This window comes from Amycolatopsis pretoriensis (assembly GCF_900107925.1).
Taxonomy (GTDB): Bacteria; Actinomycetota; Actinomycetes; order Mycobacteriales; family Pseudonocardiaceae; genus Amycolatopsis; species Amycolatopsis pretoriensis.
The window spans coordinates 591,299-617,185 of sequence record NZ_FNUJ01000006.1; the positions used below are offsets into that span (position 1 = coordinate 591,299).

At 71.4% G+C, this 25,887-nt stretch carries 20 protein-coding genes; 5 read left to right on the plus strand and 15 right to left on the minus strand.

The window, feature by feature from the left end; translation table 11 throughout:
* Positions 1 to 122 precede the first annotated feature (122 nt).
* From BLV96_RS28960 to BLV96_RS28970, 3 genes are read right to left on the minus strand one after another with little or no spacing between them, the layout of a single operon-like run.
* Positions 123 to 1,676, minus strand: coding sequence for an ABC transporter permease (locus tag BLV96_RS28960; RefSeq protein WP_086675145.1), 1,554 nt, complete (start codon positions 1,674 to 1,676; stop codon positions 123 to 125).
* On the minus strand, positions 1,673 to 2,581 hold the full coding sequence (locus BLV96_RS28965; protein ID WP_167379763.1) for an ABC transporter ATP-binding protein: 909 nt from the start codon (positions 2,579 to 2,581) through the stop codon (positions 1,673 to 1,675). The genes BLV96_RS28960 and BLV96_RS28965 overlap by 4 nt, the downstream gene beginning before the upstream one ends.
* A 2-nt stretch (positions 2,582 to 2,583) precedes the next feature.
* On the minus strand, positions 2,584 to 3,198 hold the full coding sequence (locus BLV96_RS28970; protein ID WP_086675143.1) for a TetR/AcrR family transcriptional regulator: 615 nt from the start codon (positions 3,196 to 3,198) through the stop codon (positions 2,584 to 2,586).
* 251 nt (positions 3,199 to 3,449) lie between these two features.
* On the opposite strand from BLV96_RS28970, the gene BLV96_RS28975 reads away from it, so the two are divergent.
* Both BLV96_RS28975 and BLV96_RS28980 read left to right on the plus strand, forming a co-directional pair.
* Positions 3,450 to 6,683, plus strand: coding sequence for a S8 family serine peptidase (locus BLV96_RS28975; RefSeq protein WP_091389629.1), 3,234 nt, complete (start codon positions 3,450 to 3,452; stop codon positions 6,681 to 6,683).
* Between the two features lie 157 nt (positions 6,684 to 6,840).
* Positions 6,841 to 7,866, plus strand: a complete 1,026-nt coding sequence (locus tag BLV96_RS28980; RefSeq protein WP_086671554.1) for a glycoside hydrolase family 99 protein — start codon at positions 6,841 to 6,843, stop codon at positions 7,864 to 7,866.
* On the opposite strand, the gene BLV96_RS28985 is transcribed toward BLV96_RS28980, so the two are convergent.
* Positions 7,854 to 9,017, minus strand: coding sequence for an ROK family transcriptional regulator (locus tag BLV96_RS28985; RefSeq protein WP_086671556.1), 1,164 nt, complete (start codon positions 9,015 to 9,017; stop codon positions 7,854 to 7,856). The genes BLV96_RS28980 and BLV96_RS28985 overlap by 13 nt on opposite strands.
* Before the next feature lie 98 nt (positions 9,018 to 9,115).
* Here BLV96_RS28985 and xylA point away from each other — a divergent pair, with 98 nt between their 5' ends.
* Both xylA and BLV96_RS28995 read left to right on the plus strand, forming a co-directional pair.
* Positions 9,116 to 10,264 carry a xylose isomerase gene (xylA, locus tag BLV96_RS28990; protein ID WP_086671558.1) on the plus strand — a complete coding sequence of 383 codons (1,149 nt, stop codon included), beginning with the start codon at positions 9,116 to 9,118 and terminating at the stop codon, positions 10,262 to 10,264.
* Positions 10,265 to 10,280: 16 nt separating this feature from the next.
* Positions 10,281 to 10,670: a VOC family protein gene (locus tag BLV96_RS28995; protein WP_086671560.1), complete on the plus strand. Its 390-nt coding sequence runs from the start codon at positions 10,281 to 10,283 to the stop codon at positions 10,668 to 10,670.
* A 56-nt stretch (positions 10,671 to 10,726) separates the two neighbouring features.
* On the opposite strand, the gene BLV96_RS29000 is transcribed toward BLV96_RS28995, so the two are convergent.
* The 11 genes from BLV96_RS29000 to BLV96_RS29050 all read right to left on the minus strand — a co-directional run bounded on the left by BLV96_RS29000 (position 10,727) and on the right by BLV96_RS29050 (position 24,563).
* Positions 10,727 to 14,599, minus strand: a complete 3,873-nt coding sequence (locus BLV96_RS29000; RefSeq protein ID WP_086671562.1) for a carbohydrate-binding protein — start codon at positions 14,597 to 14,599, stop codon at positions 10,727 to 10,729.
* Positions 14,600 to 14,702: 103 nt separating this feature from the next.
* Positions 14,703 to 15,704 carry a sugar phosphate isomerase/epimerase family protein gene (locus BLV96_RS29005; protein WP_086671564.1) on the minus strand — a complete coding sequence of 334 codons (1,002 nt, stop codon included), beginning with the start codon at positions 15,702 to 15,704 and terminating at the stop codon, positions 14,703 to 14,705.
* 18 nt (positions 15,705 to 15,722) lie between these two features.
* Positions 15,723 to 17,090 carry an alkaline phosphatase family protein gene (locus tag BLV96_RS29010; RefSeq protein ID WP_086671566.1) on the minus strand — a complete coding sequence of 456 codons (1,368 nt, stop codon included), beginning with the start codon at positions 17,088 to 17,090 and terminating at the stop codon, positions 15,723 to 15,725.
* Positions 17,087 to 18,214, minus strand: a complete 1,128-nt coding sequence (gene eboE, locus BLV96_RS29015) for a metabolite traffic protein EboE (RefSeq protein ID WP_086671568.1) — start codon at positions 18,212 to 18,214, stop codon at positions 17,087 to 17,089. The genes BLV96_RS29010 and eboE overlap by 4 nt, the downstream gene beginning before the upstream one ends.
* A complete protein-coding gene (locus BLV96_RS29020) occupies positions 18,211 to 19,062 on the minus strand; it encodes a TatD family hydrolase (RefSeq protein WP_086671570.1) in 852 nt (283 codons plus the stop codon). The genes eboE and BLV96_RS29020 overlap by 4 nt, the downstream gene beginning before the upstream one ends.
* On the minus strand, positions 19,062 to 19,607 hold the full coding sequence (locus BLV96_RS51460) for an EboA domain-containing protein (RefSeq protein WP_086671572.1): 546 nt from the start codon (positions 19,605 to 19,607) through the stop codon (positions 19,062 to 19,064). The genes BLV96_RS29020 and BLV96_RS51460 overlap by 1 nt, the downstream gene beginning before the upstream one ends.
* On the minus strand, positions 19,604 to 20,425 hold the full coding sequence (locus tag BLV96_RS51465; RefSeq protein WP_086671574.1) for a sugar phosphate isomerase/epimerase family protein: 822 nt from the start codon (positions 20,423 to 20,425) through the stop codon (positions 19,604 to 19,606). Before BLV96_RS51465 ends, BLV96_RS51460 begins: the two co-directional genes overlap by 4 nt.
* Positions 20,422 to 21,261: an SCO3242 family prenyltransferase gene (locus tag BLV96_RS29035; RefSeq protein ID WP_086671577.1), complete on the minus strand. Its 840-nt coding sequence runs from the start codon at positions 21,259 to 21,261 to the stop codon at positions 20,422 to 20,424. Before BLV96_RS29035 ends, BLV96_RS51465 begins: the two co-directional genes overlap by 4 nt.
* Entirely contained in the window at positions 21,246 to 22,367 is a 1,122-nt protein-coding gene (locus BLV96_RS29040; RefSeq protein WP_086671579.1) for an inositol-3-phosphate synthase, read from the minus strand. The genes BLV96_RS29035 and BLV96_RS29040 overlap by 16 nt, the downstream gene beginning before the upstream one ends.
* A gap of 219 nt (positions 22,368 to 22,586) precedes the next feature.
* Positions 22,587 to 23,858, minus strand: coding sequence for an ROK family transcriptional regulator (locus BLV96_RS29045; RefSeq protein WP_244180542.1), 1,272 nt, complete (start codon positions 23,856 to 23,858; stop codon positions 22,587 to 22,589).
* Between the two features lie 243 nt (positions 23,859 to 24,101).
* Entirely contained in the window at positions 24,102 to 24,563 is a 462-nt protein-coding gene (locus BLV96_RS29050; RefSeq protein WP_086671581.1) for a MarR family winged helix-turn-helix transcriptional regulator, read from the minus strand.
* Between the two features lie 136 nt (positions 24,564 to 24,699).
* Here BLV96_RS29050 and BLV96_RS29055 point away from each other — a divergent pair, with 136 nt between their 5' ends.
* Positions 24,700 to 25,884: an MFS transporter gene (locus BLV96_RS29055; RefSeq protein ID WP_086671583.1), complete on the plus strand. Its 1,185-nt coding sequence runs from the start codon at positions 24,700 to 24,702 to the stop codon at positions 25,882 to 25,884.
* The last annotated feature ends 3 nt before the right edge of the window (positions 25,885 to 25,887 follow it).

A 25,887-nucleotide genomic window follows, 5' to 3' on the forward strand; every position in this document is an offset into this window, starting at 1 on the left:
AGGGCCGGTCCATGGGCGCCGCCTTCACAAGCCGCGCAGGGTTCGACTCCCTCGGTTGCCGCCAAGTCCGTGAATGGCACATTGCCGGACACTACGTCCCTCAATGTGCCATTCACGGCGGTTCAGCCCACCGGCATGTCACGCCGTCGCAACGCGGCCAGGCCGCCGATCCCGGCCACCGCGGCGATCGCGACCAGCCAGACCACCGGCGCCACCGAGAACGTCCCGCCCGGCAGCCTCGCCAGGTGCTGGAACGGCGAGATCCCCAGTACCACGTCGTTCCACCGCAACGCCGTCCCCACCAGCGACAACAGCAGGAACGCACCCAGCAGCCCCCACGCCGCCGCCGCGAACCGCGGGACCAGACCGATCAGCAACGCCGACAGCCCGGCCAGCACCCACACGGCCGGCAACTGGGCCAGCGCCGCCGGGACCAGCGGAGCCCCGTATGCCGACCCCGTCGCCAAACCCGTGACAGCCAGCAGGAACGCCGAGCCCAGCAACGCGAACGTCAAGTGCGCGAGCGCCCAGCCGGTGCGGCCGACCGCCGTCGCCAGCACCGGTTCCGCCCGTCCGGCCGCCTCTTCCGCACGCAGCTTCAGCGTCGCCTGGATCGCGTAACCCGCCGCCGCCAAGCCGAACAACGTCATCGTCCCGGCCAGGTACGCGTCCGTCACCGCGCCGCCACCGCCGACGCGCGAGAACACGTCCGCGACGGCCTGGTTGTCCCGCATCATCTCCGCGACGTTCTTCCCGACCCCGCCCATCAGCAGCCCGCCCAGCGCCAGGCAGACGGTCCAGACCAGCAGCGTCCCCCGCTGCAGCCGCCACGCCAGCGCCAGCGGCGACCGCAGCGACGCCCGCGCGCCGGAACGCCTCAGCCGGGCCGGAAGCAGTGCCGCGCCGAGGTCGCGGCGAGCCGACAGCGCGACCGCCAGGACCACCAGCAACCCCGTGGCGAAGAGCGCCAGGAGCAGGACCCACCACTGCTCCCCCGCGAACGGCCGCATCCGGTGCGCCCAGCCGATCGGCGACAGCCACGCGAGCCAGCCCGCCGAGCCGCTGTCCCCCGCGGCCCGCAGCAGGAACGCGAGCACCAGCACGCCGATCCCGACGCCGCGGGCCCCGCTCGCACCCCACGTCAGCTGCGCCGCGACCGCCCCCATCCCCGCGAACACCCAGCCTGCCAAGGAAAAGCCCAAGCCCAGGGCGAACGCTCCGGCGAACGGAACGCCCTGCGCGCCGACGCCGAGCCCGACCAGGATCCCGTACACCAGGCTGGCGCCGCAGGAAGCCAGCACTGCGGCCGCGAGGCCCGCGTGCCGCCCGACGACCGTCGCGCCGGTCAGCTCCCGGCGTCCCGCCTCCTCCTCGGTCCGGGTGTGCCGGACCACCGTGAGCAGCGCGATCAGCCCGACGACGACCGGGACGAACCCGCACTGCCACGCCAGGAGGTTCCCCACCGACGAGCCGTACAACGGGCCGTTGCGGACCACGAACGTCGCGCTGGAGGCGTTGAGGTCGTAGAAGTGCTGCCGCGCCGCCGCGTCCGGGTAGGCCGCCTCGATCGACGACAGGTAGCCCATCGGCGCGATCGCCAGGCAGATGATCCACAGCGGCATCAGGAGCCGGTCGCGACGCAGCACCAGCCGCAGCAGCGACCACGTCCCGGTCATCGCGTCGCTCCGACCGGCTCGTCGTGGCGGTAGTGGCGCAGGAACAGCTCCTCGAGCGTCGGCGGCCGGCTCACCAGGTTCCGCAGGCCCGCCTCGGCCAGGTGCCGCATGACGTCGTCGAGCGCGGTCTGGTCGACCGACAGGTGGACGTGCGAGCCGTACGAGCTCACGTCGTGCACGCCCGGCAGCGAAGCCAGGTCGGCCGGGACGTGCGCGAGCGAGGCGTCGATCGTGATCCGCCCCAGGTGCCGCAACTCGTCCAGGGTCCCCGATTCGACGGTCCGCCCGGCCCGGATGATCGTCACGCGGTCGCAGAGCGCCTCGACCTCGGACAGGATGTGCGAGGACAGCAGCACGGTCCGGTCGCCGCGTTCCCGCTCCTCCTCGACGACCTGCCGGAACACCTCTTCCATCAACGGGTCGAGCCCGGACGTCGGTTCGTCGAAGATCAGCAGCTCCACATCGGACGCGAGCGCCGCGACGAGCGCGACCTTCTGCCGGTTGCCCTTCGAGTACGTCCGGCCCTTCTTGCGGGGGTCGAGGTCGAAGCGCTCGATCAGCTCCGCGCGCCGGGCGGTGTCGAGACCGCCGCGCAGCCGGCCGAGCAGGTCGATGACCTCGCCGCCGGTGAGGTTGGGCCAGAGCGTGACGTCGCCGGGGACGTACGCGAGCCGGCGGTGCAGCTCGGTGGCGTCGGTCCAGGGGTCGCCGCCGAGCAGGGTGGCGCGGCCGCCGTCGGCCCGCATCAGCCCCAGCAGGACGCGGATCGTGGTGGTCTTGCCGGCGCCGTTGGGTCCGAGGAACCCGTGCACCTCGCCGGTGTGGACGGTCAGGTCGAGCCCGTCGAGGGCTTTCGCGGAACCGAACGCCTTGGTGAGGCCGTCGGCGGTGATCGCTTCGGCCATCGTCATTCCTTCCTTCGGTAGGCGGCCAGCGCTTCGCGGGCCTTTTCGAGGACTTCGGGGTTGGCGAGCGGGTTCATGAACAGGTGCCCGGCAGCCGCGGACATCCGCAGCATCGCCTCGTTCGTGCCCGGCTCCTCGCCGAGCGCGCGGGCGACGTGGTCCTGCAGGATCATCAGCCCGCCGGTCATCGCGGCGAGCGCGGCCGCGACGCCCCGCGGGTCCGGCATGTCCATGCCCTGCTCGCGGAAGTAGCGCTCGGTTTCGTCGACGATCTCGGTGAACTGCGCGTCGGCGGCGGCGGAGCCGTCGACCATGGCGCGGCCCAGGTACCGGCGGAAGAGCAGCTGGCGGTCGTCGAACACGGGCAGGAAGCCGGGGTTCGCGGCGCCCTTCGCCAGCACGTCCTCCTTGAACTTCACCAGTTCGTCGAAGACGTACGCGTCGCACGCCTCGCGCAGCCCGTCCTTGGAGCCGAAGTGGTGGCGGATGAGCCCGCCCGAGACCCCGGCTTCCTCGGCGATGTCGAGGATCGACGTCTTCTCCATGCCGCGCTCGGTGAAGAGGCGGATGGCGGCGTCCCGGATCCGGGCCCTCGCGGTGAAGTCTTCGGTGCTCATCCTCGGTCCTATACGTCCATGTAGTCGACTACACGAAAATATAGCTCGCTACACGCACGTATAGCAAGGCGGCACTTTCACGTGAAAGTGCCGCTTCCGGTGGCCGCCTAACCGGTGATCACGTTGGGCCGTTCGGCCTACAACCAATTGCGGTTGATGGGCTAACTGTCTGATTGCTGCCGAAGATCTCACGTTGTGTACTTCTCGGACGTCTTCTTGTCGGACGCATCTCTTCACGAAGGGTCGTTTCAGTGACACAGCTCAGATCGCGCTGGAGACGGCGGGCCGGGATCACCGTCCTCGCCACCGCACTCGGCGCCTCCGTCCTCGGCATCGCCGTTCCCGTGGCGTCCGCCCAGCAGGCCCCGCCGACCTCGGGCGCGGCCGACGGCAAGACCCTCGACGAGCACGACCGCGCGCTCGTCGCCGAAGCCGAGAAGGCCGGCAAGCCCGACGTGACGCTGCTGATCGCGGCCGAGAAGGGCCAGACCGGCGCGGCCGTCGACCAGCTCAAGGCGCTCGGTGGCGTCGTGCAGTCCACCGACACCAAGCTCGACTACGTCAAGGTCAGCATCGCGCCGGACAAGGCGGAGAAGGCCGCGAAGCTCAAGGCGGTCAACGCCGTAGACGTCGACGGCCTCGTCTACCGCGACGACCCGAAGCCCGACGGCGCGACCACCCCGCTGCCGCAGCCGGCCCCGGGCAAGAACACCCCGCGCGTCAACCCGTACCTGCCGACCGGGGACACCTACGCGGCGCAGTTCGGCCAGGTCCTGCCCAACTGGGACGGCAAGGACACCACGGTCGCGGTGCTCGACTCCGGCGTCGACCTCGACTCGCCCGCGCTGGCGACCACCAGCCACGGCGAGCGCAAGATCGTCGACTGGTACAACGCCAACGCCACCAACTCCGGTGACGGCACCTGGGTCAAGCAGTCCACCGAGACCTACACCGGCGCCTTCACCGCGAACGGCAAGAGCTGGACGGCCCCGGCGACCGGCGGCCCGTACACCTTCGGCGTCTTCAGCGAGACCGCCGGCGACCTGGGCGGCGCGGACAGCGAGACCGGCGGTGACGTCAACCGCGACGGCGACCGCGCCGACTCGTGGGGCGTGCTGCTCGACAGCGCGACCAAGGAGGTCCGGGTCGACCTCAACGGCAACGGCGACTTCACCGACGAGAAGCCGATGACCGACTACGCCAAGAAGTACGACTACGGCTTCTTCGGCACGGACAACCCGGCGACCGACGTCGCCGAGCGGATGGCCTTCGTGGTCCAGACCGACAAGCCGGGCTACGTCGGCATCGGCATCTCCGGCGCCGAGCACGGCTCGCACGTCGCGGGCATCGCCGCCGGCAACGACCTCTTCGGCGGCAAGATGGACGGCGCGGCCCCGGGCGCGAAGCTCCTGGCGGTCAAGGTCTGCCTCACCGGCACCGCCTGCACGTCGTCGGGCCTGATCGACGGTGTCGTCTACGCGGCCAGCCACGGCGCCGACGTCATCAACATCTCGATCGGCGGCCTGCCCGCCCTCAACGACGGCAACAACGCCCGTGCGGAGCTCTACAACCGCACGATCGCCGAGTACAACGTCCAGATCTTCATCTCGGCCGGCAACAGCGGCGCCGGGGCGAACACGGTCGGCGACCCGTCGGTGGCCACGGACGCGATCTCGGTCGGCTCGTACATCACCAAGGAGACCTGGCTGTCGAACTACGGCTCGGTCACCAAGAACGCCGAGTCGCTGCACCCGTTCTCCTCGCGCGGCCCGCGTGAGGACGGCGGCTTCAAGCCGGACATCATCGCGCCCGGCGCGGCGATCGCGACCATCCCGCGCTGGGAAGCGGGCGGCCCGGTGGCCGGTACGTACGGCTTGCCCGCGGGCTACGCGATGCTGCAGGGCACGTCGATGGCGTCGCCGCAGGCGACCGGCGCGGCGGCACTGCTGGTGAGCGCGTACAAGGCGACGCACAAGGGTCAGCGGCCGCCGGTCGCGCAGCTGCGCTCGGCCATCAAGTCGACCGCGCGGTTCGTGCCGGGCATCGACGCGTACGCCCAGGGCGCGGGCCTGTTCAACGTCCCCGCCGCGTTCGTCGCGCTGTCGCTGAACCCGAAGCCGGACACCGTTTCGACGTCGGTCGAGGTGCACACCGCGCTCTCGGGCCTGCTGGCCACCCCGAACACGGGCGTGGGCATCCACGACCGCGAAGGCGTGACCACGGGCAAGGCGTACACCCGCACGTACACGATCACCCGCACCACGGGTTCGGCGCAGCCGGTGCCGTACTTCGCGCGGTGGACGGGCAACGACGGGACGTTCTCGTCGAAGTCCACGGTGGTCCTGCCGCTGAACACGCCGGTGAAGTTCGACGTCAAGGTCGACCCGAAGAAGGCGGGCGCCCACTCGGCGGTGCTGAACCTGGACAACCCGCTGACCATCGGCGTCGACGTGCAGACCCTCAACACGGTCTTCGCGCCGCAGGAGTTCACCGCCGACAAGGGCTTCCAGGTCGACGTGGCCGGCAAGATCGCCCGCAACCAGGCGACCAGCTACTTCGTGCGGGTGCCGCAGGGCGCCAGCGCGCTGAAGGTGGACCTGGACGCCGGCGCCGGCGCCCCGGGCAAGGGCCAGGTGCGGTTCCTGCGCTACGACCCAACCGGTGTCCCCGCCGAGGCCAGCACGTCGACGACGTACTGCTACCTCCCCGACGCGGGTGCCGGCTGCCCCGGTGGCACGCCGACCAGCCGCACGATCGCCAACCCGCTCCCGGGCGTGTGGGAGATCGTCGTCGAGGCGCGCCGGACGTCCGATGTGGCCGACGCGGCGTTCAAGCTGTCGGCTTCGGTGCTGGGCACGGCGATCACGCCGAACCCGGACACCATCGCCTCGGCCACGCTGGGCCAGCCGGTCGCGCGGTCCTACACCGTGCAGAACACGCTCGGCGCGTTCACCGGCAAGCTGACCGGCGCCACGCTGGGCAGCGCGAAGGTCTCGCGGCCGTCGATCACCGAAGGCGCGCAGCAGCAGTACCAGATCGCGGTGACGCCGGGCTCGACGTCGCTGACCGCCACGATCGGCAAGACGTCCGACGTCGGCGCCGACCTGGACCTGGTGCTGTACAACTGCACGACCGGTACCTGCGTGGTGGCCGGCCAGAGCGCCGACGGTGACTCGGAAGAGTCGGTGACCATCGCCAACCCGGCCGCGGGTGTCTGGGTGGCGCTGGTCGACGGGTACGCCGTGCCCGCCGGCACGACCGAGTACGACTACCTCGACGTGTTCACCAACCCGGCGTTCGGTTCGGTCGCGGTGACCGACGCGAACGCGGCGCGGGCTTCGGGCACGTCGTGGACGGTGCCGGGGACGGTGACGGCCACGGCCGCCCCCGCGTCCGGCCGGATCCTGCGCGGTCAGCTGACCGTGCAGACCGACACCGGGGTCACGGTCGGCTCCTCGCTGGTGCTGATCAACTCCGTCAGCTAGTCCCGCTCAACGGAAACCGCCCCGGGTGCGCCCGGGGCGGTTTTCGCTGTATTGGTGGGTTTCCGACGCAATTTTGCGTATGTGCGGTGAACTATTGCCCTCGCTCGGGCCGCGTCCGTATGGTCTGGAACACTCCACAGACCCGAGGGGTTCCCGCATGCGACGGATTTCGACGTTCTTCGCCGCGCTTCTCCTGCTGGCGGCCACTTTGCCGGGCGTCGCGCACGCCGCGGCGCTTTCGTCCCGGACCCACTTGTTCTACTACCCGTGGTACGGCGAGAGTTCCACCGGCTACCGCCACTGGGTGCAGGGCGGGCACACCCCGCCGGCCGACATCGGGGCGAACTTCTACCCGGTGCTGGGGCCGTACGACTCCGGCGACTTCTCCGGCGCGGTCGAGCAGCACATGCGGTGGATCGAGCAGTCGGGCGCCGGGGTGATCGTCTACAGCTGGTGGGGCCAACGGTCCTATGAGGACGGTCTGGCGGCCGGCGTGCTCGAAGCCGCGGCGCGACACGGGATCCGCGTCGCCTGGCACCTGGAGCCCTACGGCGGGCGGACGGCGGCTTCCACGGTGGCGGACGTCAACTACCTGACGGGCCGGTACGGGTCGAGTCCCGCGTTCTACCGCGAGGGCGGCCGCGGGGCGTTCTACGTCTTCGAAAGCCTGCGCATCACGGACTGGACCGTGCTGGACCAGGTGCGGTCGTCGGCGATCGTGCTGGCGCAGACGACGGACACGAGCAAGGTCGCGCACTTCGGCGGGATGTACACCTACGACGCGATCGCCGGAGCCACCGCGCCCGGTTGGGCGGGCGCGAGCGCGTACTGCGAGGCGAACGGCCTGGTGTGGGCGCCGTCGGTCGGGCCGGGGTATGTGGACGATCGCGCGGTACCGGGCAACACGACACCGACGCTGGGCCGCGACAACGGGGCGACTTACGACCGGGAGTGGCAGAACGCGCTCGCGTCGGGGGCGGACTGGGTTTCGGTGACGTCGTTCAACGAGTGGCACGAGGGGTCGGTCATCGAACCGGCCCGATCGTCGCCGCCCGCTTCGGGATACGGGACTTTCGTTGGTGCGTATGGGACTTCGGGTGCGGCTTCGGAGACGGCTTACCTCGACCGGACGCGGTACTGGACTTCCCGGCTGGCCGCTCCGGCGGTGGCTCACGCCTCCTGAGCGCGGCTCACGAACCGCGCAGGGTCGGCCAGTACGCGGTGCACGACCCGGCCCGCCGCCCCCAGCGTCGCCGCGTCGCCGCCGAGCCGGGACGCCGTCAGCACCGGTGGCTCACCACGCAGGCCGCCGAGACGGGCCGTCAACACCTCCGACACCGGCCCGGACAGCCACGGGTACAGCTGGGTGAAGACCCCGCCCAGGACGATCCGGTCCAGGTCGAGGAGGTTCACCGCCGACGTCAAGGCGATGCCGAGCGCCCGGCCGGCTGCCGCGCAGGCTTGCCGGGCGGTCGCGTCACCGGCTTCGAGGGCGGCCAGCAAAGCCGGCACGGAAGCCGCCTTCCCCGCTGCCAGCAACGCTTCCTGGCCCGCGAAGGTCTCCAGACAGCCACTGCCACCGCATCGGCAGAGCGGACCCTCGGGTGCGACCACGACGTGGCCCAGCTCGCCGGCCAGCCCGCGGGCGCCGGAGAAGAGCGTGCCGTTCACGACCAGGCCCGCGCCGATGCCGACTTCGCCCGACACGTAGAGGAAGTCGCGCTCGCCGTCGCCGTACCAAAGCTCACCGAGCGCGGCCAGGTTCGCCTCGTTGTCCAGCTCCACCGGGACCGGCAGGCGCAGCAGGCCGGCCGGGCGGACGTCCTGCCAGCCGAGGTTGGGGGCGCTGAACAGCACGCCGTCGCCGACCGGGCCGGACACCGCCAGCACCGCACCCGCCACTTCGAGCCCCAGCCGGTGGGCTTCGGCCAGCGCTTCGGTCGCCAGTGCCTGGAGTTCGGAAAGGACCTTCTTCGGCCGTGACCCGCGGTTGTCCCGCTCGCGGCGGGCGGCGAACCGGACGCCGCCGGTGAGGTCGAGCACCCGCGCCGCGAGGTAGTCGACGTTGATCTCCAGCCCCAGCGACGCCACCCGCGCCCCGCTGAGCACGACCTCGACGCCCGGGCGGCCGCGTTCGCCCGCGCGGGCGGGCCCGGTCTCGGCCAGCAGTCCCGCGTCCACCAGGTCGCCGACGAGCTTGGAGACGGTCGACTTCGTCAGGCCGGTCAGTTCGGCGAGGGCGGCGCGGGTCAGCGGGCCGCCGCGGCCGACGGCGCCCAGCACGACCTCGAGGTTGCGGGCGCGCATCGCATCGTGCCGCACGGCCTGGGTCATCGCGTCCCTCCTCCGAAGCACTCTAACCGGCCTCTTGACGCCCGGGACCGCCGCGGCGCATATTTAGTCTACAACGTGAACTAAATGAAGGGACAGTCATGAGCGACTACGCTCCCCAGCCGGCCGACAAGTTCACCTTCGGCCTCTGGACCGTGGGCTGGCCCGCGAACGACCCGTTCGGGGTCGCGACGCGGCCGCCGCTGGACCCGGTGGAGAGCGTGCACCGGCTCGCGGAGCTGGGCGCCTACGGCGTGACGTTCCACGACGACGACCTGCTGGCCACCGAGCCCGACCGCGACAAGGCGATCGAGCGGTTCCGCAAGGCGCTCGCGGAGACCGGCCTGAAGGTCCCGATGGCGACGACCAACCTGTTCACCCACCCGGTGTTCAAGGACGGCGGCCTGACCAGCAACGACCGTGACGTCCGGCGGTACGCGCTGCGGAAGGTGCGCCGCAACCTCGACCTGGCGGCCGAGCTGGGCGCCGAGACGTACGTCGTGTGGGGCGGCCGCGAAGGCGCCGAGTCCGACGCCGCGAAGGACGTCCGGGCGGCGCTGGACCGCTACAAGGAGGGCCTCGACCTCCTCGCGGACTACGTCGTGGAGAAGGGCTACTCGCTGCGGTTCGCGCTCGAGCCGAAGCCGAACGAGCCGCGCGGCGACATCCTGCTGCCGACGATCGGGCACGCGCTGGGCTTCATTTCGCAGCTGTCGCGGTCGGAGATGTTCGGGTTGAACCCGGAGGTCGGGCACGAGCAGATGGCCGGCCTCAACTTCGTGCACGGCATTTCGCAGGCGCTGTGGCAGGGCAAGCTCTTCCACATCGACCTGAACGGCCAGCACGGCCCGAAGTACGACCAGGACCTGATCTTCGGCCACGGCGACACGAAGAGCGCGTTCTTCCTGGTCGACCTGCTGGAGAACGGCGGCTACGAGGGCCCGCGCCACTTCGACTACAAGCCGCTGCGCACGGAGGACCCGGCGGACGTGTGGGTCTCGGCGGCGGCGAACATGCGGACCTACCTGATCCTGAAGGAGAAGTCGGCCAAGTTCCGGTCGGACCCGGAGGTCGTCGAGGCCCTCGCCGCGTCCCGCGTCCCGGACCTGTCGACCCCGACGCTGGCCCCGGGCGAGACGTTCGACGACGTCCTGAAGGACGACTTCGACCCGGACACGGCGGCCCAGCGCGGGTACCACTTCACGCGGCTGAACCAGCTGGCCCTGGAGCACCTCCTCGGCGTCCGCTGACGGCTACCCTCGGGGGATGCTGAGCAACGCGCGGTTCGAAGCCCGCATCCCCACGCAGGACCTGGCCCGGGCGCGCCGGTGGTACTCGGAGAAGCTCGGCCTGGAACCGGCGGAAGAACGCGAAGGCGGCCTGCGTTATGAGGGCGCCTCAGGTGTCTTCTGCCTGTTCGCCTCGGCCGGCGCGTCCGACGGGTCTTTCACGCAGATGGGCTTCTACGTGGACGACGTCGACGCGGCGGTCGCCCAACTGCGGGCGCGCGGAGTCGTCTTCGAGGAGTACGAGGGCGCGGTGAACGGGATCATGGACATCCGCGGCAACTACCCGAGCAAGGGCAGTGGCGAGCGGGCCGCGTGGTTCCGCGACAGCGAGGGCAACATGCTCGGCCTCGCCGAAGTGACCCCCTGAAAGCCGTGAATGGCACATTGAGGGACCAAGTGTCCCTCAATGTGCCATTCACGGACTTACGACACGGTCAGGGTGTCGATGTCGAACAGCGAGCCCGAGCCGCCCCGGAACACCAGGTGGAGCGGGCCCGAGCCGGGTGAAACGGTGGTCGAGACCGTCCGGAACGTCTCCCAGCTGCCCGTGTTCGGCACCGTCACCGTGCCCAGCAGGGCGCCGGTCGCCGAGCCGTCGCGGATCTCGATCGTGCCGCCCGCTCCCGCCGACGACACCACCGCGCTGAACCGCGTGATGCCCGAAGTGCTCACCGACGCGTACCCGGCCCAATCGCCGTTCTCGATGTAGCCCAGCGTGTTGCCGCCGCTCGCCGGGGCGTGCGGGGCGATCTGCACGCCCGAACCCGATGTGAACGACTCACCCTCCACTGTGGACGACTGAGCGATCCCGCAGTCCGCCGCGACGACCCCGGCGGCGTACCGGATCCCGCCGAGCAGCTCGGTCCGGAACGCGGGGTCCGAGTACGACTCGATCGTGTGGCCGAGCCCGGTGTAAAACGCCCGGCCGGCGCCCTGCGGGTGGCACCACGTGATCGGGTGGTCGGCACCCATCTCGCCGCCGGTGTAGCTCGACTCGTCCAGCGTCTGCAGCACGTGCACGCTGCCCCGCGGGTTCATCCGGTAGTTGTACAGCTCGTCGGTCCGGGTCCAGACGGCCGGCAGGTGCGCCGTCGCCGGGTGCGTGGCGTCCTCCGTCACGAACCGGGCCTGCTGGATCGCCGGGTGGCTCTTGAACCACGCCCCGACCAGCTGCCCGTACCACGGCCAGTCGTACTCCGTGTCGGCCGCCGCGTGGACGCCCAGGTAGCCGCCGCCACCCTCCACATAGGACTGGAACGCCGCCTGCTGCGTCGCGTCCAGGACGTCACCCGTGGTCGAGAGGAACACGACCGCCTCGTACGAAGCCAGCGAGGCAGCGGTGAACACCGACGCGTCCTCGGTCGCCGTCACGCTGAAGCCGTTGGCCGCCCCCAGTTCGCGCAGCGCCTGGATGCCCGCCGGGATCGCGTCGTGGCGGAAGCCCGCCGTCTTGGAGAACACCAGCACGTCGTACGACGGGTCCACCTGGGTCGGCATACCGCTCAGCGTAAAGGAATCCACGTCGAACAGGGAACCGGAACCGCCGCGGAACACCAGGAACAACGGCCCCGACCCACCGGACACCGCCGTCGTCACGTTCTGGAAGGTCTCCCAGTCCCCGGTCGACGGCACGGCCACCGACCCCAGCAGCGTCCCGGTCGCCGAACCGGACCGGATCTCGATCGTGCCGCCCGCTCCGGCCGACGAAATCCGCGCGGTGAACGTCCGCGCGCCCGCAGTGCTCACCGAGGCGTACCCGGCCCAGTCGCCGTTCTCGATGTAGCCGAGGGTGTTGCCGCCGCTCGCCGCGGCGTGCGGCGCGATCTGCACGCCCGAGCCGGACGTGAACGACTCGCCCTCGATCGCGGCCGACGCGGTCGTGAACGTGAACGCGTCGAGGTCGAACAGGTTCCCCTGCCCGGTCACGCCCTTGAACACCAGGTACAGCGACGTCGTCCCGGCCGGCCGGTTCGCGAGGTTCGCCGTCACGGTGACGAACGTGTCCCAGTCCCCGGTGTTGGCCACCGCCGCCGAGCCCAGCAGCGTCCCGGTCGGCGAGCCCGCCCGGACCTCGAGAGTCCCACCCGGGCCGCCCGAAGACACGCGCGCGCTGATCGACGTCGCGTTGCCCAGGGCGTACGGCGAGAAGGAGATCCAATCACCGTTGTCGGTGTACCCGACCGTCCGGCCGCCTTCCGCCGAGCCGTGGTCGGCGAGCTGGATGCCGGACTGCGCCGAGAAGTGCTCGCCTTGGCGGTGCCGCGGTTGCAGCTTGCGCACGCTGTGCGAAGTCAGCCCGCCCTTGTCGGTGTACTGCGCGTCGAAAACGCCGTAGATGTTGGCCGCGGCGTCGTGCTCACCGTCGACCGGGACCGCGATCGAGCCGGAACACCCCGTCGCCTGCGTGATCTGGTGCTCGTGGCTGTCGTGGCCCAGGAAGTAGGTGACCTTGACCTTCGAGCAGTCCAGCGGCCCGTCCTCCGGATCGCTGCCCGTCACCTGGAAGGGCACGGTGTCACCGAAGGAGAACAGCTGGCCGTCGATCGGGGAACCGAGTGTGACGGACGGCGCGGTGTTCCCCACCGTCACCACGAGACTCGCGGTCCCGGTCAGTCCTTCCGGGTCGGAGACCGTCAACGTCGGCGAGTAGGTGCCGTTGGTCGTGTAGGTGTGCGCGGGGTTCGCCGACGTCGACGAGGAGCCGTCACCGAAGTCCCAGCGGTAGCTCAGCGCCCCGCCTTCGGGGTCGCTGCTGCCCGCGGAGGAGAAGTTCACGGTCAGCGGGTTGGGTCCGGACGTCTTGTCGGACGCGGCTTTCGCGACCGGGTTGCGGTTGGTGCCCGCGAGGTACTCGATCCGGTAGAGCGCCTGGTTGTCGTCGCCGGTGCCGTAGTCGAGGACGTACAGGGCGCCGTCCGGGCCGAACGCCATGTCCATCACCTGGGTGCCGGACCACGGGAAGTTCTCGATCGGGCCGCGGGTGCCGTCGCCGTTGACGGTCACCGCCTTGATCCACTTGCGCCCGTACTCCCCCGCGAAGAACTTGCCGTCCAGGGACTGCGGGAACTTGATCGTCGACGTCGAAGCGGCGTTGTACCGGTAGACCGGCCCGCCCATCGGCGACTCCGAGCCGCTGCCGAACTCCGGCGGCGAGCCCTCGTCACCGGCGTACTTGATCCACGCCGGCTTCGGCACCGGCAGCTTGGCGAGCCCGGTGTTGCGGAACGAGGAGTTCGTCGGCCCGCCCGCGCAGTCGTACTTCGCGCCCGAAGGACCGCTCGGGAACGTGAAGTGGTTGTACGTCTCGGTCGTCGTGTTCGAGCCCGTGCAGTACGGCCAGCCGAAGTTGCCCGGCCCGGTGATCCGGTCGAACTCGACCTGTCCCTGCGGCCCGCGGTTCGGGTCGGTCGTGCCGGCGTCCGGGCCGTAGTCGCCGAGGTAGACGACGCCGGTCGGTTTGTCGACACTCATCCGGAACGGGTTGCGGAAGCCCATCGCGTAGATCTCCGGCCGCGTGTTCGCGGTGCCCGGCGCGAAGAGGTTCCCCGCCGGGACGGTGTAGGTGCCGTCGGCCTGCGGGTGGATGCGCAGCAGCTTGCCGCGCAGGTCGTTCGTGTTGCCGGACGAGCGTTGCGCGTCGAACTGCGGGTTGCGCGTGGTCCGCTCGTCGATCGGTGAGTAGCTGTCGGAGGAGAACGGGTTCGTGTCGTCGCCGGTGGTCAGGTAGAGGTTGCCGGCGGCGTCGAAGTCGATGTCACCGCCGACGTGGCAGCACTGCCCGCGGTCGTTGGCGACCTTCAGCACGACCTTCTCGCTGGCCAGGTCGAGCGTGTTGTCGGTCTTCAGGACGAACCGCGACAGGTGCAGCTCGCCCTTGAACGGCGCGAAGTCCGCCTCGGTGCCGTCGGTCGGCGCGTCACCGTCCGGTGTGGACAGCCGCGGGGAGAAGTACAGCCAGACGTACCGGTTCGTCGCGAACCCGGGGTCGGCGGCGACGCCCTGGAGGCCTTCCTCGTCGTGGGTGTAGACGTTCAGCTTGGCCGCGACCGACGTCGCACCGGCCGCGGTCGTGACGCGGACGGTGCCGTCGCGCGAGGTGTGCACGACCGACCGGTCGGGCAGCACGGCGAGCGACATCGCCTCGCCGAGCTCGGCCGCGCCGGTGGCGAGCGCGACCTGCTGGTAGTCCGCGGGCGGGATGTCCGCGCGCGCCGGGGTGTCGAGGGTGAGCAGGAGGCCGGCACCCAGGAGTGCGGTGCCGAACAGCCTCGCCCACTTCGGTGGGGACGGAGACATGCGGGATCCTTCCTGATTTTGAGCGTGCTTCGCCCCGGTGTGGCGCGAAGCCGGTTTCGATCACCTTCCGACGGGGCTGGCGGTCACCCGTTGAACAGAAGCGCTACTTCGTGGAGAACGCGGCGTCGAACGCCGCCGTGGGTGGGGTGAAGTTGAGCTTGCGGACGAACTCCAGTGCCTCGGGGGCGCCGGTGAGCCGGTCCATGCCCGCGTCCTCCCACTCGATGGAGATCGGGCCGTCGTAGCCGATGGCGTTGAGCATCCGGAAGACGTCCTCCCAGGGGACGTCGCCGTGGCCGGTGGAGACGAAGTCCCAGCCGCGGCGGGGATCGGCCCACGGCAGGTGCGAGCCCATCCGCCCGTTGCGGCCGTTGAGCTGCTTGCGGGCCTCCTTGCAATCGACGTGGTAGATGCGGTCCTTGAAGTCCCACAGGAACCCGGCGGGGTCGAGGTCCTGCCAGACGAAGTGCGACGGGTCGAAGTTCAGCCCGAACGCCGGCCGGTGCCCGATCGCTTCCAGGGTCCGGACGGTGCTCCAGTAGTCGTAGGCGATCTCGCTCGGGTGCACCTCGTGGGCGAACCGGACGCCGACCTCGTCGAAGACGTCCAGGATCGGGTTCCAGCGGGTCGCGAAATCCGCGTACCCGCGTTCGATCATCGACGGCGGCACCGGCGGGAACATCGCCACCGTGTGCCAGATCGACGAGCCGGTGAATCCGACCACAGTGGACACCCCGAGCTTCGCCGCGGCGCGGGCGGTGGCCTGCATTTCGGCCGCCGCCCGCTGCCGGACGCCTTCGGGTTCGCCGTCGCCCCAGATCCGCGCGGGCAGGATGGCCTCGTGCCGCTCGTCGATCGGGTGGTCGCAGACGGCCTGGCCCACCAGGTGGTTCGAGATGGCCCACACCTTGAGGTCGTACTTGGCCAGCGTCTCCAGTTTCGCCGGGACGTAGGAGTCTTCGGCCAGCGCGCGATCCACTTCGAAGTGGTCGCCCCAGCAAGCGATCTCGAGGCCTTCGTAACCCCAGCCGCTCGCCAGCTCGCACACCTCCTCGAACGGCAGATCCGCCCACTGCCCGGTGAACAACGTCAACGGTCGAGCCATGTCTGACCTCCTGGTGCGTTACTCCGTACGAATGGCCGCCAGCAACAGATCCTTGACTTCGGTGGCGTGGACCTTCTCGCGGGCGAGCGAAGGATCCGAGCACAGCAGCACCGGCCCGTCCTCGGGCGAGTCGGGCAGCCGGCCGTGGCTGCCCTTCACCGGCGCCGGGTCGAGCGGGACGACCTGCATCGAGTACCGCAGGCCGAGCTTCTTGCGCGCCAGCGCCGACGCCGCCTTCAGCTTCACTGCCGGGTCGTTCGGGTCGAAGAACAGCTCGGCGGGGTCGTAGCCGGGCTTGCGGTGGATCTCGACGGTCTTCGCGAAGTCCGGCGCGCGGTCGTCGCTCAGCCAGTAGTAGTACGTGAACCACGCGTCGGGCTCCGCGATCGCGACCAGCTCCCCGGCCCGCTCGTGGTCGATCCCGATGCCCGCCTGGCCTTCGCCGTCGAGCACGACGTCCACTCCGGACAGTCCGGCGACGATGTCCCGCACGCGCGGGATGTCCGCCGGGTCGGCGACGTAGACGTGCGCGACCTGGTGGTCGGCGACCGCGAACGCCCGGGACGTCCACGGGTCGAGGTACTCCATGCCGGCCTGGACGTACACGTTGAGCAGGCCCTCGCGGCGCAGCGCCCGGTTGACGTCGACCGGCCGGCTCGCGTTGGTGATGCCGTACTCCGAGAGCGCGACGACGGTGTGCCCGCCGGCCGCGGCGAAGTCCAGCAGCGGCTTCAACGCCGTGTCGATCTCGCGCGCGGCGGCCGCGGCCTGCGGTGCGTCCGGTCCGAAGCGCTGCAGGTCGTAGTCGAGGTGCGGGATGTAGACGAGCGTGGTGTCCGGCTTGTCCTCGGCCATGATCTTCTGCGCGGCGGCGATGATCCACTTCGACGACGTGATCGCGGCCGTCGGACCCCAGTAGGTGAACAGCGGGAATTCGCCGAGCTCGCCGACCAGGCGGTCGTGCAGCTGCGGCGGGTGCGTATAGGCGTCCGGGGACTTCTTGCCGTCGGCGTGGTAGATCGGCCGCGGGGTGACCGTCAGGTCGACGTCCATGCCCATCGCGTACCACCAGCAGACGTTCGCCACGCGGTGGCCGGCCTGCGCGCGGCGGGCCGCGTCCCAGAACTTGTCGCCCTGCACCAGCCTGTTGTGCTGGCGCCACAGGAAGATCTCGCCGAGGTCGCGGAAGTACCAGCCGTTGCCGACGATGCCGTGTTCGGCCGGCTGCAGGCCGGTGAGGAACGTCGACTGGACCGAGCACGTGACGGCGGGGAACACGGTGTCGAGCTGCGCGGTGAAGCCGGGCTCGGCCATCTTGCGCAGGTTGGGCATGTGCGGCAGCAGCCGCGGGGTCAGCCCGACGACGTCGAGGACGAGCAAACTCATGCGGAAACCTCTTCCAAGCCTAGTTCGATCAAGGAACGCCGGGTCCAGTCCAGTTCGGCCGCGATGCCCGCGACCAGCCCGGCGTCGTCGGCGGGTGCGTCCGGGAGCACCTGCCAGGTGTAGGTCTCGACCTCGACGTGGTCGGTGCGCGCGGCCGCCCCGCCGAACAGCTCGGCGAGGGTGCCGGCCAGCACCGGCCGGGTCGACGTCAGCGGCGGCGCCGGGTCGGCGTGCAGCGGGACGTGGAAGTGCACGCGCCACGGGGCCTCGCCCGGGAGCGCACCGGCCAATGCCTCATCGAGGTCGTCGACGCCCGGCGGGGCGCCTTCGTTGCTCTGGTGCAGGAACCGGGGTTCCACAAAGGACTCCAGGGCCTGCCGCGTCGCCGGGTCGTTCGGCGCGGCGGCCTCCAGAGCCGCGGACGCCTGCAGCTTGACGACATCGAGCCCGGCGGCTTCGAGCCGGCTCAAAGCCGCAGCCGGTTCCTCGAACCCGACCGCGAGGTGGCACGTGTCGAGGCAGACGCCGAGCCATTCCTTGTCCACATCGGACAGCAGAGACGCGGCCTGCGCAGTCGTCTCGATGACGCACCCCGGTTCCGGCTCGAACGCCACCCGCACCGGACGGTCCTGGTCGGCCAGTCCCTTGGCGAGCAGGTTGAGCTGACCGCGGTCGTCTCGCCATTCCGTGCGCCAGCCGAGCGGCAACGTCGAGACGCTGCCGCGCACGGCGTCGTCGGGCAGCAGTTCGGCGAGCAGCCGGGCCAGGTCGAGCGTGTAGGCGGTCCGCTCGCGTGTCGACCAGTCCGGCCGGTACACCTTGTGCTTGACGACCGGGTCGTGGAACCCCTGGTACGGGAACCCGTTGAGCGTCACGACCTCGAGCCCGCGGGCGGCCAGTTCCTTGCGGAGCGTGGCAACGGCACCCGGGTCGTCGGTCAGCTCGGACGCCACCGGCCGGGCCAGCCACAGGCCCAGCCCGAGCCGGTCGACGCCCAGGCGTTCCCGCACCGGCTCGCCGAAGCGGGCCAGCTGGGCGAGCACGCCGTCGAGGTCCTCGGCCTGGTGCACGTTGGTGCAGTAGGCGAGGTGGACGAGCGTGCCGTCGCGGTGCCGGAACCTCACTTGCGCGCACCCCGCAGGATCGAGTTGCCCGCGAACTCGGCGTCCGCGGCGTCCGCTTCCAGGGAAAGCCGCCCGCTCTGCCCGTAGAACTCGACCGGGTTGCGCCACAGCACCCGGTCGACGTCGTCGTCGGTGAACCCGGCGGCGAGCATCGCGTCGCCGGTCTTGCGGGTCTTGAGCGGGTCGCTCTTGCCCCAGTCCGCGGCGGAGTTCACCAGCACGCGCTCGGTGCCGTACTCCTGGAGGATCGCGACCATGCGCTCTTCGTCCATTTTGGTGTCCGGGTAGATCGAGAAGCCCATCCAGCAACCGGAGTCCTTGACCATCGCGACGGTCACCTCGTTGAGGTGGTCGAGCACCACGCGCCCGGGGGCGATGCCGGACTCGCGGACGACGGCGATGCTGCGTTCGGTCCCGGCGGCCTTGTCGCGGTGCGGGGTGTGCACCATCGCCGGCAGGTCGTGGTCGATCGCCAGCGCCAGCTGCGCCGCGAACGCCTTGTCCTCTTCGGCGGTCATCGAGTCGTAGCCGATCTCGCCGACCGCGACGACGCCGTCCTTCTCCAGGTAACGCGGGAGCAGGTCGAGCACCGGCGCGCAGCGCGGGTCGTTGGCCTCCTTGGGGTTCAGCGCGATCGTGCAGTGGTGGGCGATGCCGAACTGGCTCGCGCGGAACGGCTCCCAGCCGACTAGCGCGTCGAAGTAGTCGGTGAAGCTGCCGACGTTCGTGCGGGGCTGGCCCAGCCAGAACGCCGGCTCGACGAGCGCGCGGACGCCGGCGGCGTGCATGGCCGCGTAGTCGTCGGTGGTCCGGGAGCTCATGTGGATGTGCGGGTCGAAGATGCGCATCAGGCGTCCTGTTCGTTCAGCAGCGGGCGGAGATCGGCGGGGACGTCGCGGCCCGCGGCGGTGCGCTCGGCGGCGAAGGACCGCATCATGCGCAGCAGTTCTCCGTCGGTCCGGCGGTCGAGCCCGGCGACCTCGGCGAGGGGGATGCCCATGAAGACGCACTTGAGGACGCCGTGCCGGTACGCGGCGTCGTCCAGGTGCTCGGCGGCGTACTCCCCCATCGCGGCGGTGACGAGCCGGGGGTCGTTGGTGCGCAGGGCGTCCGCGACCAGGGCGAGCCCGGCGTCGCCGATGTCCACAACGGACAGTCCACGCAGGACGGCCCGCTTTTCGGCGGCGTCGCCGTAGCGGTAGAGGTCGGGCATCTCCGCCGCGGCCCCGGGAGCCGCCTTGAGCAGCTCCACGCGGGCCACGTCGTCGACCGTCCACCCCGGGGTGTCCGACGGACCCCGGCCGACGCGGCGGCCGACGCCCGGGAACACCGTGCGCAACGCGGTCGCGTCGGCCGCCACCTTGGTCCGGGCTTCCTCCAGCCAGGCGTTCACGCCGTCACCGCCTTCCGCAGGAATTCGAGGGACTCGCGGGCGATCCGCGGGGCCGCGTGGCTGTCCCGCGGCAGTTCCACGGCGACGAGCCCGGCGTAGGGCGACAGCGCTTCCAGCACCGGCGGGAAGTCGATCTCACCCTTCCCGAACTCCAGGTGTTCGTGGGTGCCGCGGCGCATGTCGTCGATCTGGACGTTCACCAGCCGCGGCAACGCCCGCCGGACGCAGTCGGGCACGGACGCGGACTCGTTGCACCGGCAGTGCCCGATGTCCAGCGTCAGCCCGAACCGCTCCGGGTCGCCGAGGCGCCGGGACAGCTCGAAGTACCCGTCCAGGTCTTCGACGAGCATGCCCGGCTCGGGTTCGAAGCCGAGCTTGACGTCGTGTTCGTCGGCGGCCTTGAGCACCTCGGCGCACCCGTCGGCCAGGTGCGCCCAGGCGTCCTCTGTGGACAGGTCCGCGGGCTTGTTCCCGCTCCAGAACGACACGGCCTCCGCGCCCAGGTCCGCGGCGATCTCGACCGCTCGCGTCAGGAACTCGACGCGGCGCGCGCGGTCGGGGTCGAGGAACGTCGGCGAGTGCTTGCGCCACGGGTCGAGCAGGAACCGGGCGCCGGTCTCGATGACGACGGCCAGCCCGAGCCGGTCCAGTTCGGCGGCCAGCGACGCGACCTGCCGGGCGAGGTCCGGCCCGAACGGGTCGAGGTGCTGGTGGTCGAGAGTCAGCGCGACGCCGTCGTAGCCGAGGTCCGACAGGACGCGCAGGGCGTCGCCGAGGCGGTGGTTGGCAAAGCCGTTGGTGCCGTACCCGAACCTCATGTCGGCGACACCTTCCGGCTCAGCGCCCGCGCGATCGGGAACGCGGCGGCGACGGCCAGCGCCGAGCGCCACGCCCCGGTCCGCGCGATCAGCCCGGCCTGCAGCGGGATCATGCCGTGGATCCCGGCGCCGACCGCGCGGCGGATCTTCGGCGCGGCCGGGTCGCGGACGGCGTCGTACTGCGCCCGCCCGGTCGTCGCCAGGTACGTCCCGAGCAGCGCCGAGGCCAGCGGCCCGACGCGGCCCGCGGCGACGCGCACCCCGGCCGTGGCGGCGAGGGTGGCCGCCGGCAGCGCCGGCTTCGCACCGTCCACTTCGGACCGCGACAGCGTTGTCACGGCGTAGGTGTGCGCCCCGACGGTCAGCGCCGCCGGCAGGGCCGCCCGGGCCCCACCGCCGCCGAGCAGGACGTCGAGCGTGCGGGCCGCGGCCATCGCGGCCGGCCCGAACACGGTCTCCTTGAGCACGAAGTCGTACGCCCAGACGGTCGCGGCCAGCGGCAAGGCGACGCGCAAGGCACGGCTCCCGCCGGCGGCCGCGGCGATGCCGAGCCCGCCCGCGGTCAGCCCGGTCGCGACGCCGAGCGCGGTGCCCGGGGAGACCCGGCCCGACGGGATCGGCCGCTCGGGCCGTTCCATCGCGTCGAGGTGGCGGTCGGCGTAGTCGTTGAGCGCCATGCCCGCCCAGTAGATGCAGACGGACGCGCCGGTCAGCGCGAGCGTGCGGCGGCCGAACGGCCAGCCCGACGCGGCGGCCCCGGCGACGGCGTCCCCGGGCACGGTCAGCGCGGCGGGCGCGCGGACGAGTTCGACGAGCGCCTTCACCGGTTCGCCCACTCACGCAGAGCCGCGTACTGCGACGCGAGGTCGTGCGGGCCGTCCCCGACCGGATCCTTGAAGAAGAACCCGAACTCGGCCACCGGCCCGGCGACACCGTCGCGGCAGGCCTTGCCGGTCAGCCGGGCCAGGTCGAGCACCAGCGGCGCGGCGAGCGCGGAGTCGCAGCCCTGCCAGGTGAGCTGCAGCGTCATGCGCGTGCCGAGGAAGCCTTCGAACAGCACGTGGTCCCAGGCGGTCTTCCAGTCGCCGAGGGCCGGGACGTAGTCGATGTGGACCTCGCCGTCGACGGGGTGCCCGAGGTTCTGTTCGAGCACCTGCTGCTTCGACGCGTTCTTGCTCGACGCGGCACCCGGGTCGGCGAGCGTGGCGCCGTCCCCGCCGCCGAGCAGGTTCGTGCCCGACCACGCCAGGACGTTCAGCGCGCGCTGGGCGAACATCGGCGCGAGCACCGCCCGCAGCAGCGTCTCGCCGGTCTTGCCGTCCCGGCCCGCGTACGGTAGCCCGGTCTCGCGGGCGAGTTCGTCGAGCGCGGGCAGCCGCGCGCCCGTGGAAGGGGTGAAGTCGACAAAGCCACAGCCCGCCCGGAACGCGGCGTAGGCGTACAGCGCGCTCGCGGGGAGCACGTCCTCACCCGCGTCCAGCGCGGCTTCCAGCGCCGTGAGCGAAGCGTGCGCCGGGTGCGGCGCGCAGGGCGGCTCGGTGGAGGAGACGTTGACGACGACCACGTGGTCCAGTCCTTCGCCGAACGCCGTCAGGTCGGCGACGACCCGGTCGATCGCCGCCCGGCCACCGCCGTCGGGCGCCGGCCGCAGCCGCGCCTCGGCGGCCTCCAGGTCCGCCGCGACCGGGCCCGGCAGCGTCGCCGGCAGCACGCCCGCCGCGACCAGGTGCTCGGCCCGCTTGACCAGCGGCGTGTCGACGACGTCGTGGCCCCCGAAGACCAGGTCCCCCAGCCCGGGCAGCTCGGCCCCCGCGAAGTCCGGCTGCTCGGTCACGCACCCCGTGCGCGCGGCCAGTCCCGCGCGCATCGCGGCCGCCCCGGCGATGGCCGTCGTGGCCACCGACCCGCGGGCCCCGATCAGCCAGACACCGATCTTCCCCATGCTTCCTCCACCTGTTCGGTTCAGCCCGCGCCGAAAGCTCCTCCGGTGCCGCGGGGCAGGGCACCGCACGCGGCGTTCGTGTCGCCGCGCGTGCGGGTGCCCGCCAGAGCTACATCGCCGGAGTCGATCACGTGTTTCCACCCAGTCGTGAATGCGGCCCAGTCTGCCCGCTGGACCCGGCCCTGACACGTCCCATCTTGCGGACCGGTTGAGGGGTCTTCATCCGCTGTCCCTTTCCGCTCGCACCGGCACCAGCGCCGGGTCGTCGAACACCGCCTGGAGCGCGACGTGCGCACCGCCGCGCGAAGCCGCGGAGAACCCGAGCCACGACAGCTCGACGCGGCAGCCCCCGATGCCGGGGGCGATCACCCGGGCCTCGAGCTCGGCCAGCATCGGGCCGAGCAGGTACGGCCCGAGCTGGGCGAAGTAGCCCCCGAGCAGCACCACCCGGGGGTTGAAGACGTTGACCAGCACGGCCGCGCCGACGCCGAGCCCGGTGCCCACCCGAGCCAGCGCGTCGAGCGTCCGCCGGTCCTTCCGCTCGGCACGGCGGCGGATGATGTCGAGCCGCTGCTCGAGGTCGAGCGACGGGTCGTGCACCGGATCGGCGGGCGACGCGGCCAACCGCAGCATCCCGGCCAGCCCGACGAGCGTCTCCCAGCAGCCGCGGCGGCCGCACCCGCAGAGGCGCCCGGCCGGGTCGACCTGGATGTGCCCGATCTCACCGGCGAACCCCTCGGCTCCGCCGAGCAGCCGGCCGCCGGAGATCACCCCGCCGCCGACGCCGATCTCGCCGGTCAGGTAGACCAGGTCGGCGGTCCCGGCGACGCTGCCCATGGCGTACTCGCCGAGCGCGCCGAGGTTGGCGTCGTTGGCCGTGCGGATGGGGAACGACGGCGGGCCGAGCCGCCGGGTCAGCCGGTCGGTGATGCCGCGGACCACCGGGACGTCGGTCCAGTGCAGGTTGGGCGCGAAGGCGACGGTGCCGCTCGCGACGTCGACGAGCGCGGGGATGCCGACGGTCACCCCGGCCGGCATGACGCCGAGGCGCCGGCATTCCCGCAGCGCCCGCGCGGTCAGTTCGGCGCCGGCGTCGAGGACTTTCGCGACGGGGAGCGCCTGGACGTCGAGCGCCACGCGTTGTTCGAACAGGACGGTGCCGGTGAGGTCGAGGGCGAGCGCGGTCAGGTAGTCGACGTTGAGCTCGACGCCGATACCGCCGACCCCCCGGCCGTCCAGTTCGACGATGGTCCCGGGCCGCCCGACGGCGCCGGCGCGTTCCCGTTCGCCTTCCCGCGCCAGCCCGCGGCCGACGAGTTCCGAGACGAGGCTCGACACGGTCCCCTTGGTGAGCCCGGTATCGGCGGCGATCGCCGCGCGCGACCGGGGACCGGCGTCCCGCAGGTGCCGCAGCACCAGCGCCAGGTTGCTCCGGCGGACGGCGGCCTGGTCGGCCGGGCGCACCGGCTTGAGGGAGAAGGAGGAGTCCACGCCGACACCGCCCCGGTTCGTCTGGTGGACCAACAAATTAAGACGGGCGAAACGATCCGGTCAACGCGCCCGGAGACCGGACGAAAGCCGGACAAACGGTGCTGACCAGCGAAACTATCGAACGCGGCAAGCGAAAGTGTCCCTCGGATGGAGCAGGAGTTAGGGCGCGCGGACGCCGTAATCCGCCCGCCGATCGGGATGTCCCGCTCAGCGGGAGTATCGGCGGGGTTGCGCAAGTTTGCGTCAGGCCGAGGGCACGGCCGGGAAGGTGAGCGTGCTCAGCGCGGCGACCAACGGCGAAAGTTCCGGCAAGCTCCCCGCGTCCGCGAGGGCCTCCGCCAACGCCGCATCGTGCGTCGGACGCGCCGCCGTCAACAACGCCTGACCCGCCGGCGTCACCTCCGTGTAGATGCCCCGGCGATCATCCGCGCACAGGTACCGCGCCAGCAACCCCCGCCCCTCCAACCGAGTCACCAGCCGGGTCGTCGCCGACTGGCTGAGGACCACCGCGTTGGCGAGCTGGTTCATCCGCAGGTGGAAGCCGTCCTGGCGGGCCAGCGCGTCGAGCACGCTGTACTCGCTCACCGAAAGCTCGTGGTCGCGCTCCAGGGCGCGTTGCAGCCTGTCCTCGATCCGCGCGTGCAGCGCGGCCAGCGTCCGCCAGCCCTGCGCGCGCGCTTCGACGGCGTCGTCGTCCAGTGACACGGTTCACCTCTCCCCGGCTTGCGCGTGCTCCCTTGCACGCTGCACTATCAAGCCTGTGCAATATACGGCGTCTGCAACTATCTCGGACGCTCGTAGTTGCCAACGCCCTCAGTCTACCTCCGGAAGAAGGAAGTCCATGCCCGCCGCTCTGCTCGCACTGGCGATCAGCGCTTTCGGGATCGGCACCACCGAGTTCGTGATCATGGGCCTGCTGCCCGAGGTCGCGGGCGACTTCGGTGTCTCGATCCCGTCCGCAGGCCTGCTCATCTCGGGTTACGCGCTCGGCGTCGTCGTCGGTGCTCCCCTGCTCACCGCGCTCGCTTCGCGGGTGCCGCGCAAGACCGTCCTCGTCGCCCTGATGGGCCTGTTCATCGTGGGCAACGTGCTCTCGGCGCTGGCGCCGAGCTACGGCCTGCTGATGACCGGCCGGGTCGTCGCGGCGCTGTCGCACGGCGCGTTCTTCGGCGTCGGCTCGGTCGTCGCCGCGTCGCTGGTCGCCCCGGCCAAGCAGGCCGGCGCGATCGCGCTGATGTTCACCGGGCTGACCGTGGCCAACGTCCTCGGCGTGCCGGCCGGCACCGCGCTCGGCCAGGCCTTCGGCTGGCGCTCGACGTTCTGGGTCGTCAGCGCGCTGGGCGTCGTCGGCGCCGTCGGCATCCTCGCGCTCGTGCCGCACCAGCCGAAGAGCGGCAACGTCGGCCTGCGCGGCGAACTCGCCGTCTTCCGCCGCCCGCAGGTGTGGCTCGCCCTCGCCATGACGGCGCTCGGCTTCGCCGGCGTCTTCGCGTCCTTCACCTACATCGCGCCGATGATGACCGAGGTCGCCGGCTTCTCGAGCGGGGCCGTCACCTGGCTGCTCGTGCTGTTCGGCGCCGGCCTGTTCGCCGGCAACCTGCTCGGCGGCCGCGCCGCGGACCGCAAGCTCATGCCGAGCCTCTACGTCATCCTCGCCGCGCTGGCGCTCGTGCTGGTCGCGTTCGTCTTCACCGCGCACGCGAAGGTCCCGGCCGCGATCACCATCGCGCTGTTCGGCGCGGCGGGCTTCGCCACGGTGCCACCGCTGCAGGCCCGCGTCCTGGCCAAGGCCGAGGGCGCCCCGGCGCTGGCGTCGGCGGCGAACATCGCCGCGTTCAACCTCGGCAACGCGGGCGGCGCGTGGCTCGGCGGCCAGGCCATCGAGGCCGGGCTCGGCTACACGGCCCCCAACTGGATCGGCGCCGTGCTCGCCGCGGCGGGCCTCGCCGTGGCACTCGTTTCGGGGCTGCTCGACCGCCGGGCCTCCAGTAGTTTCACACCAGGGGAACGGGTACTCACCCGTTAACCC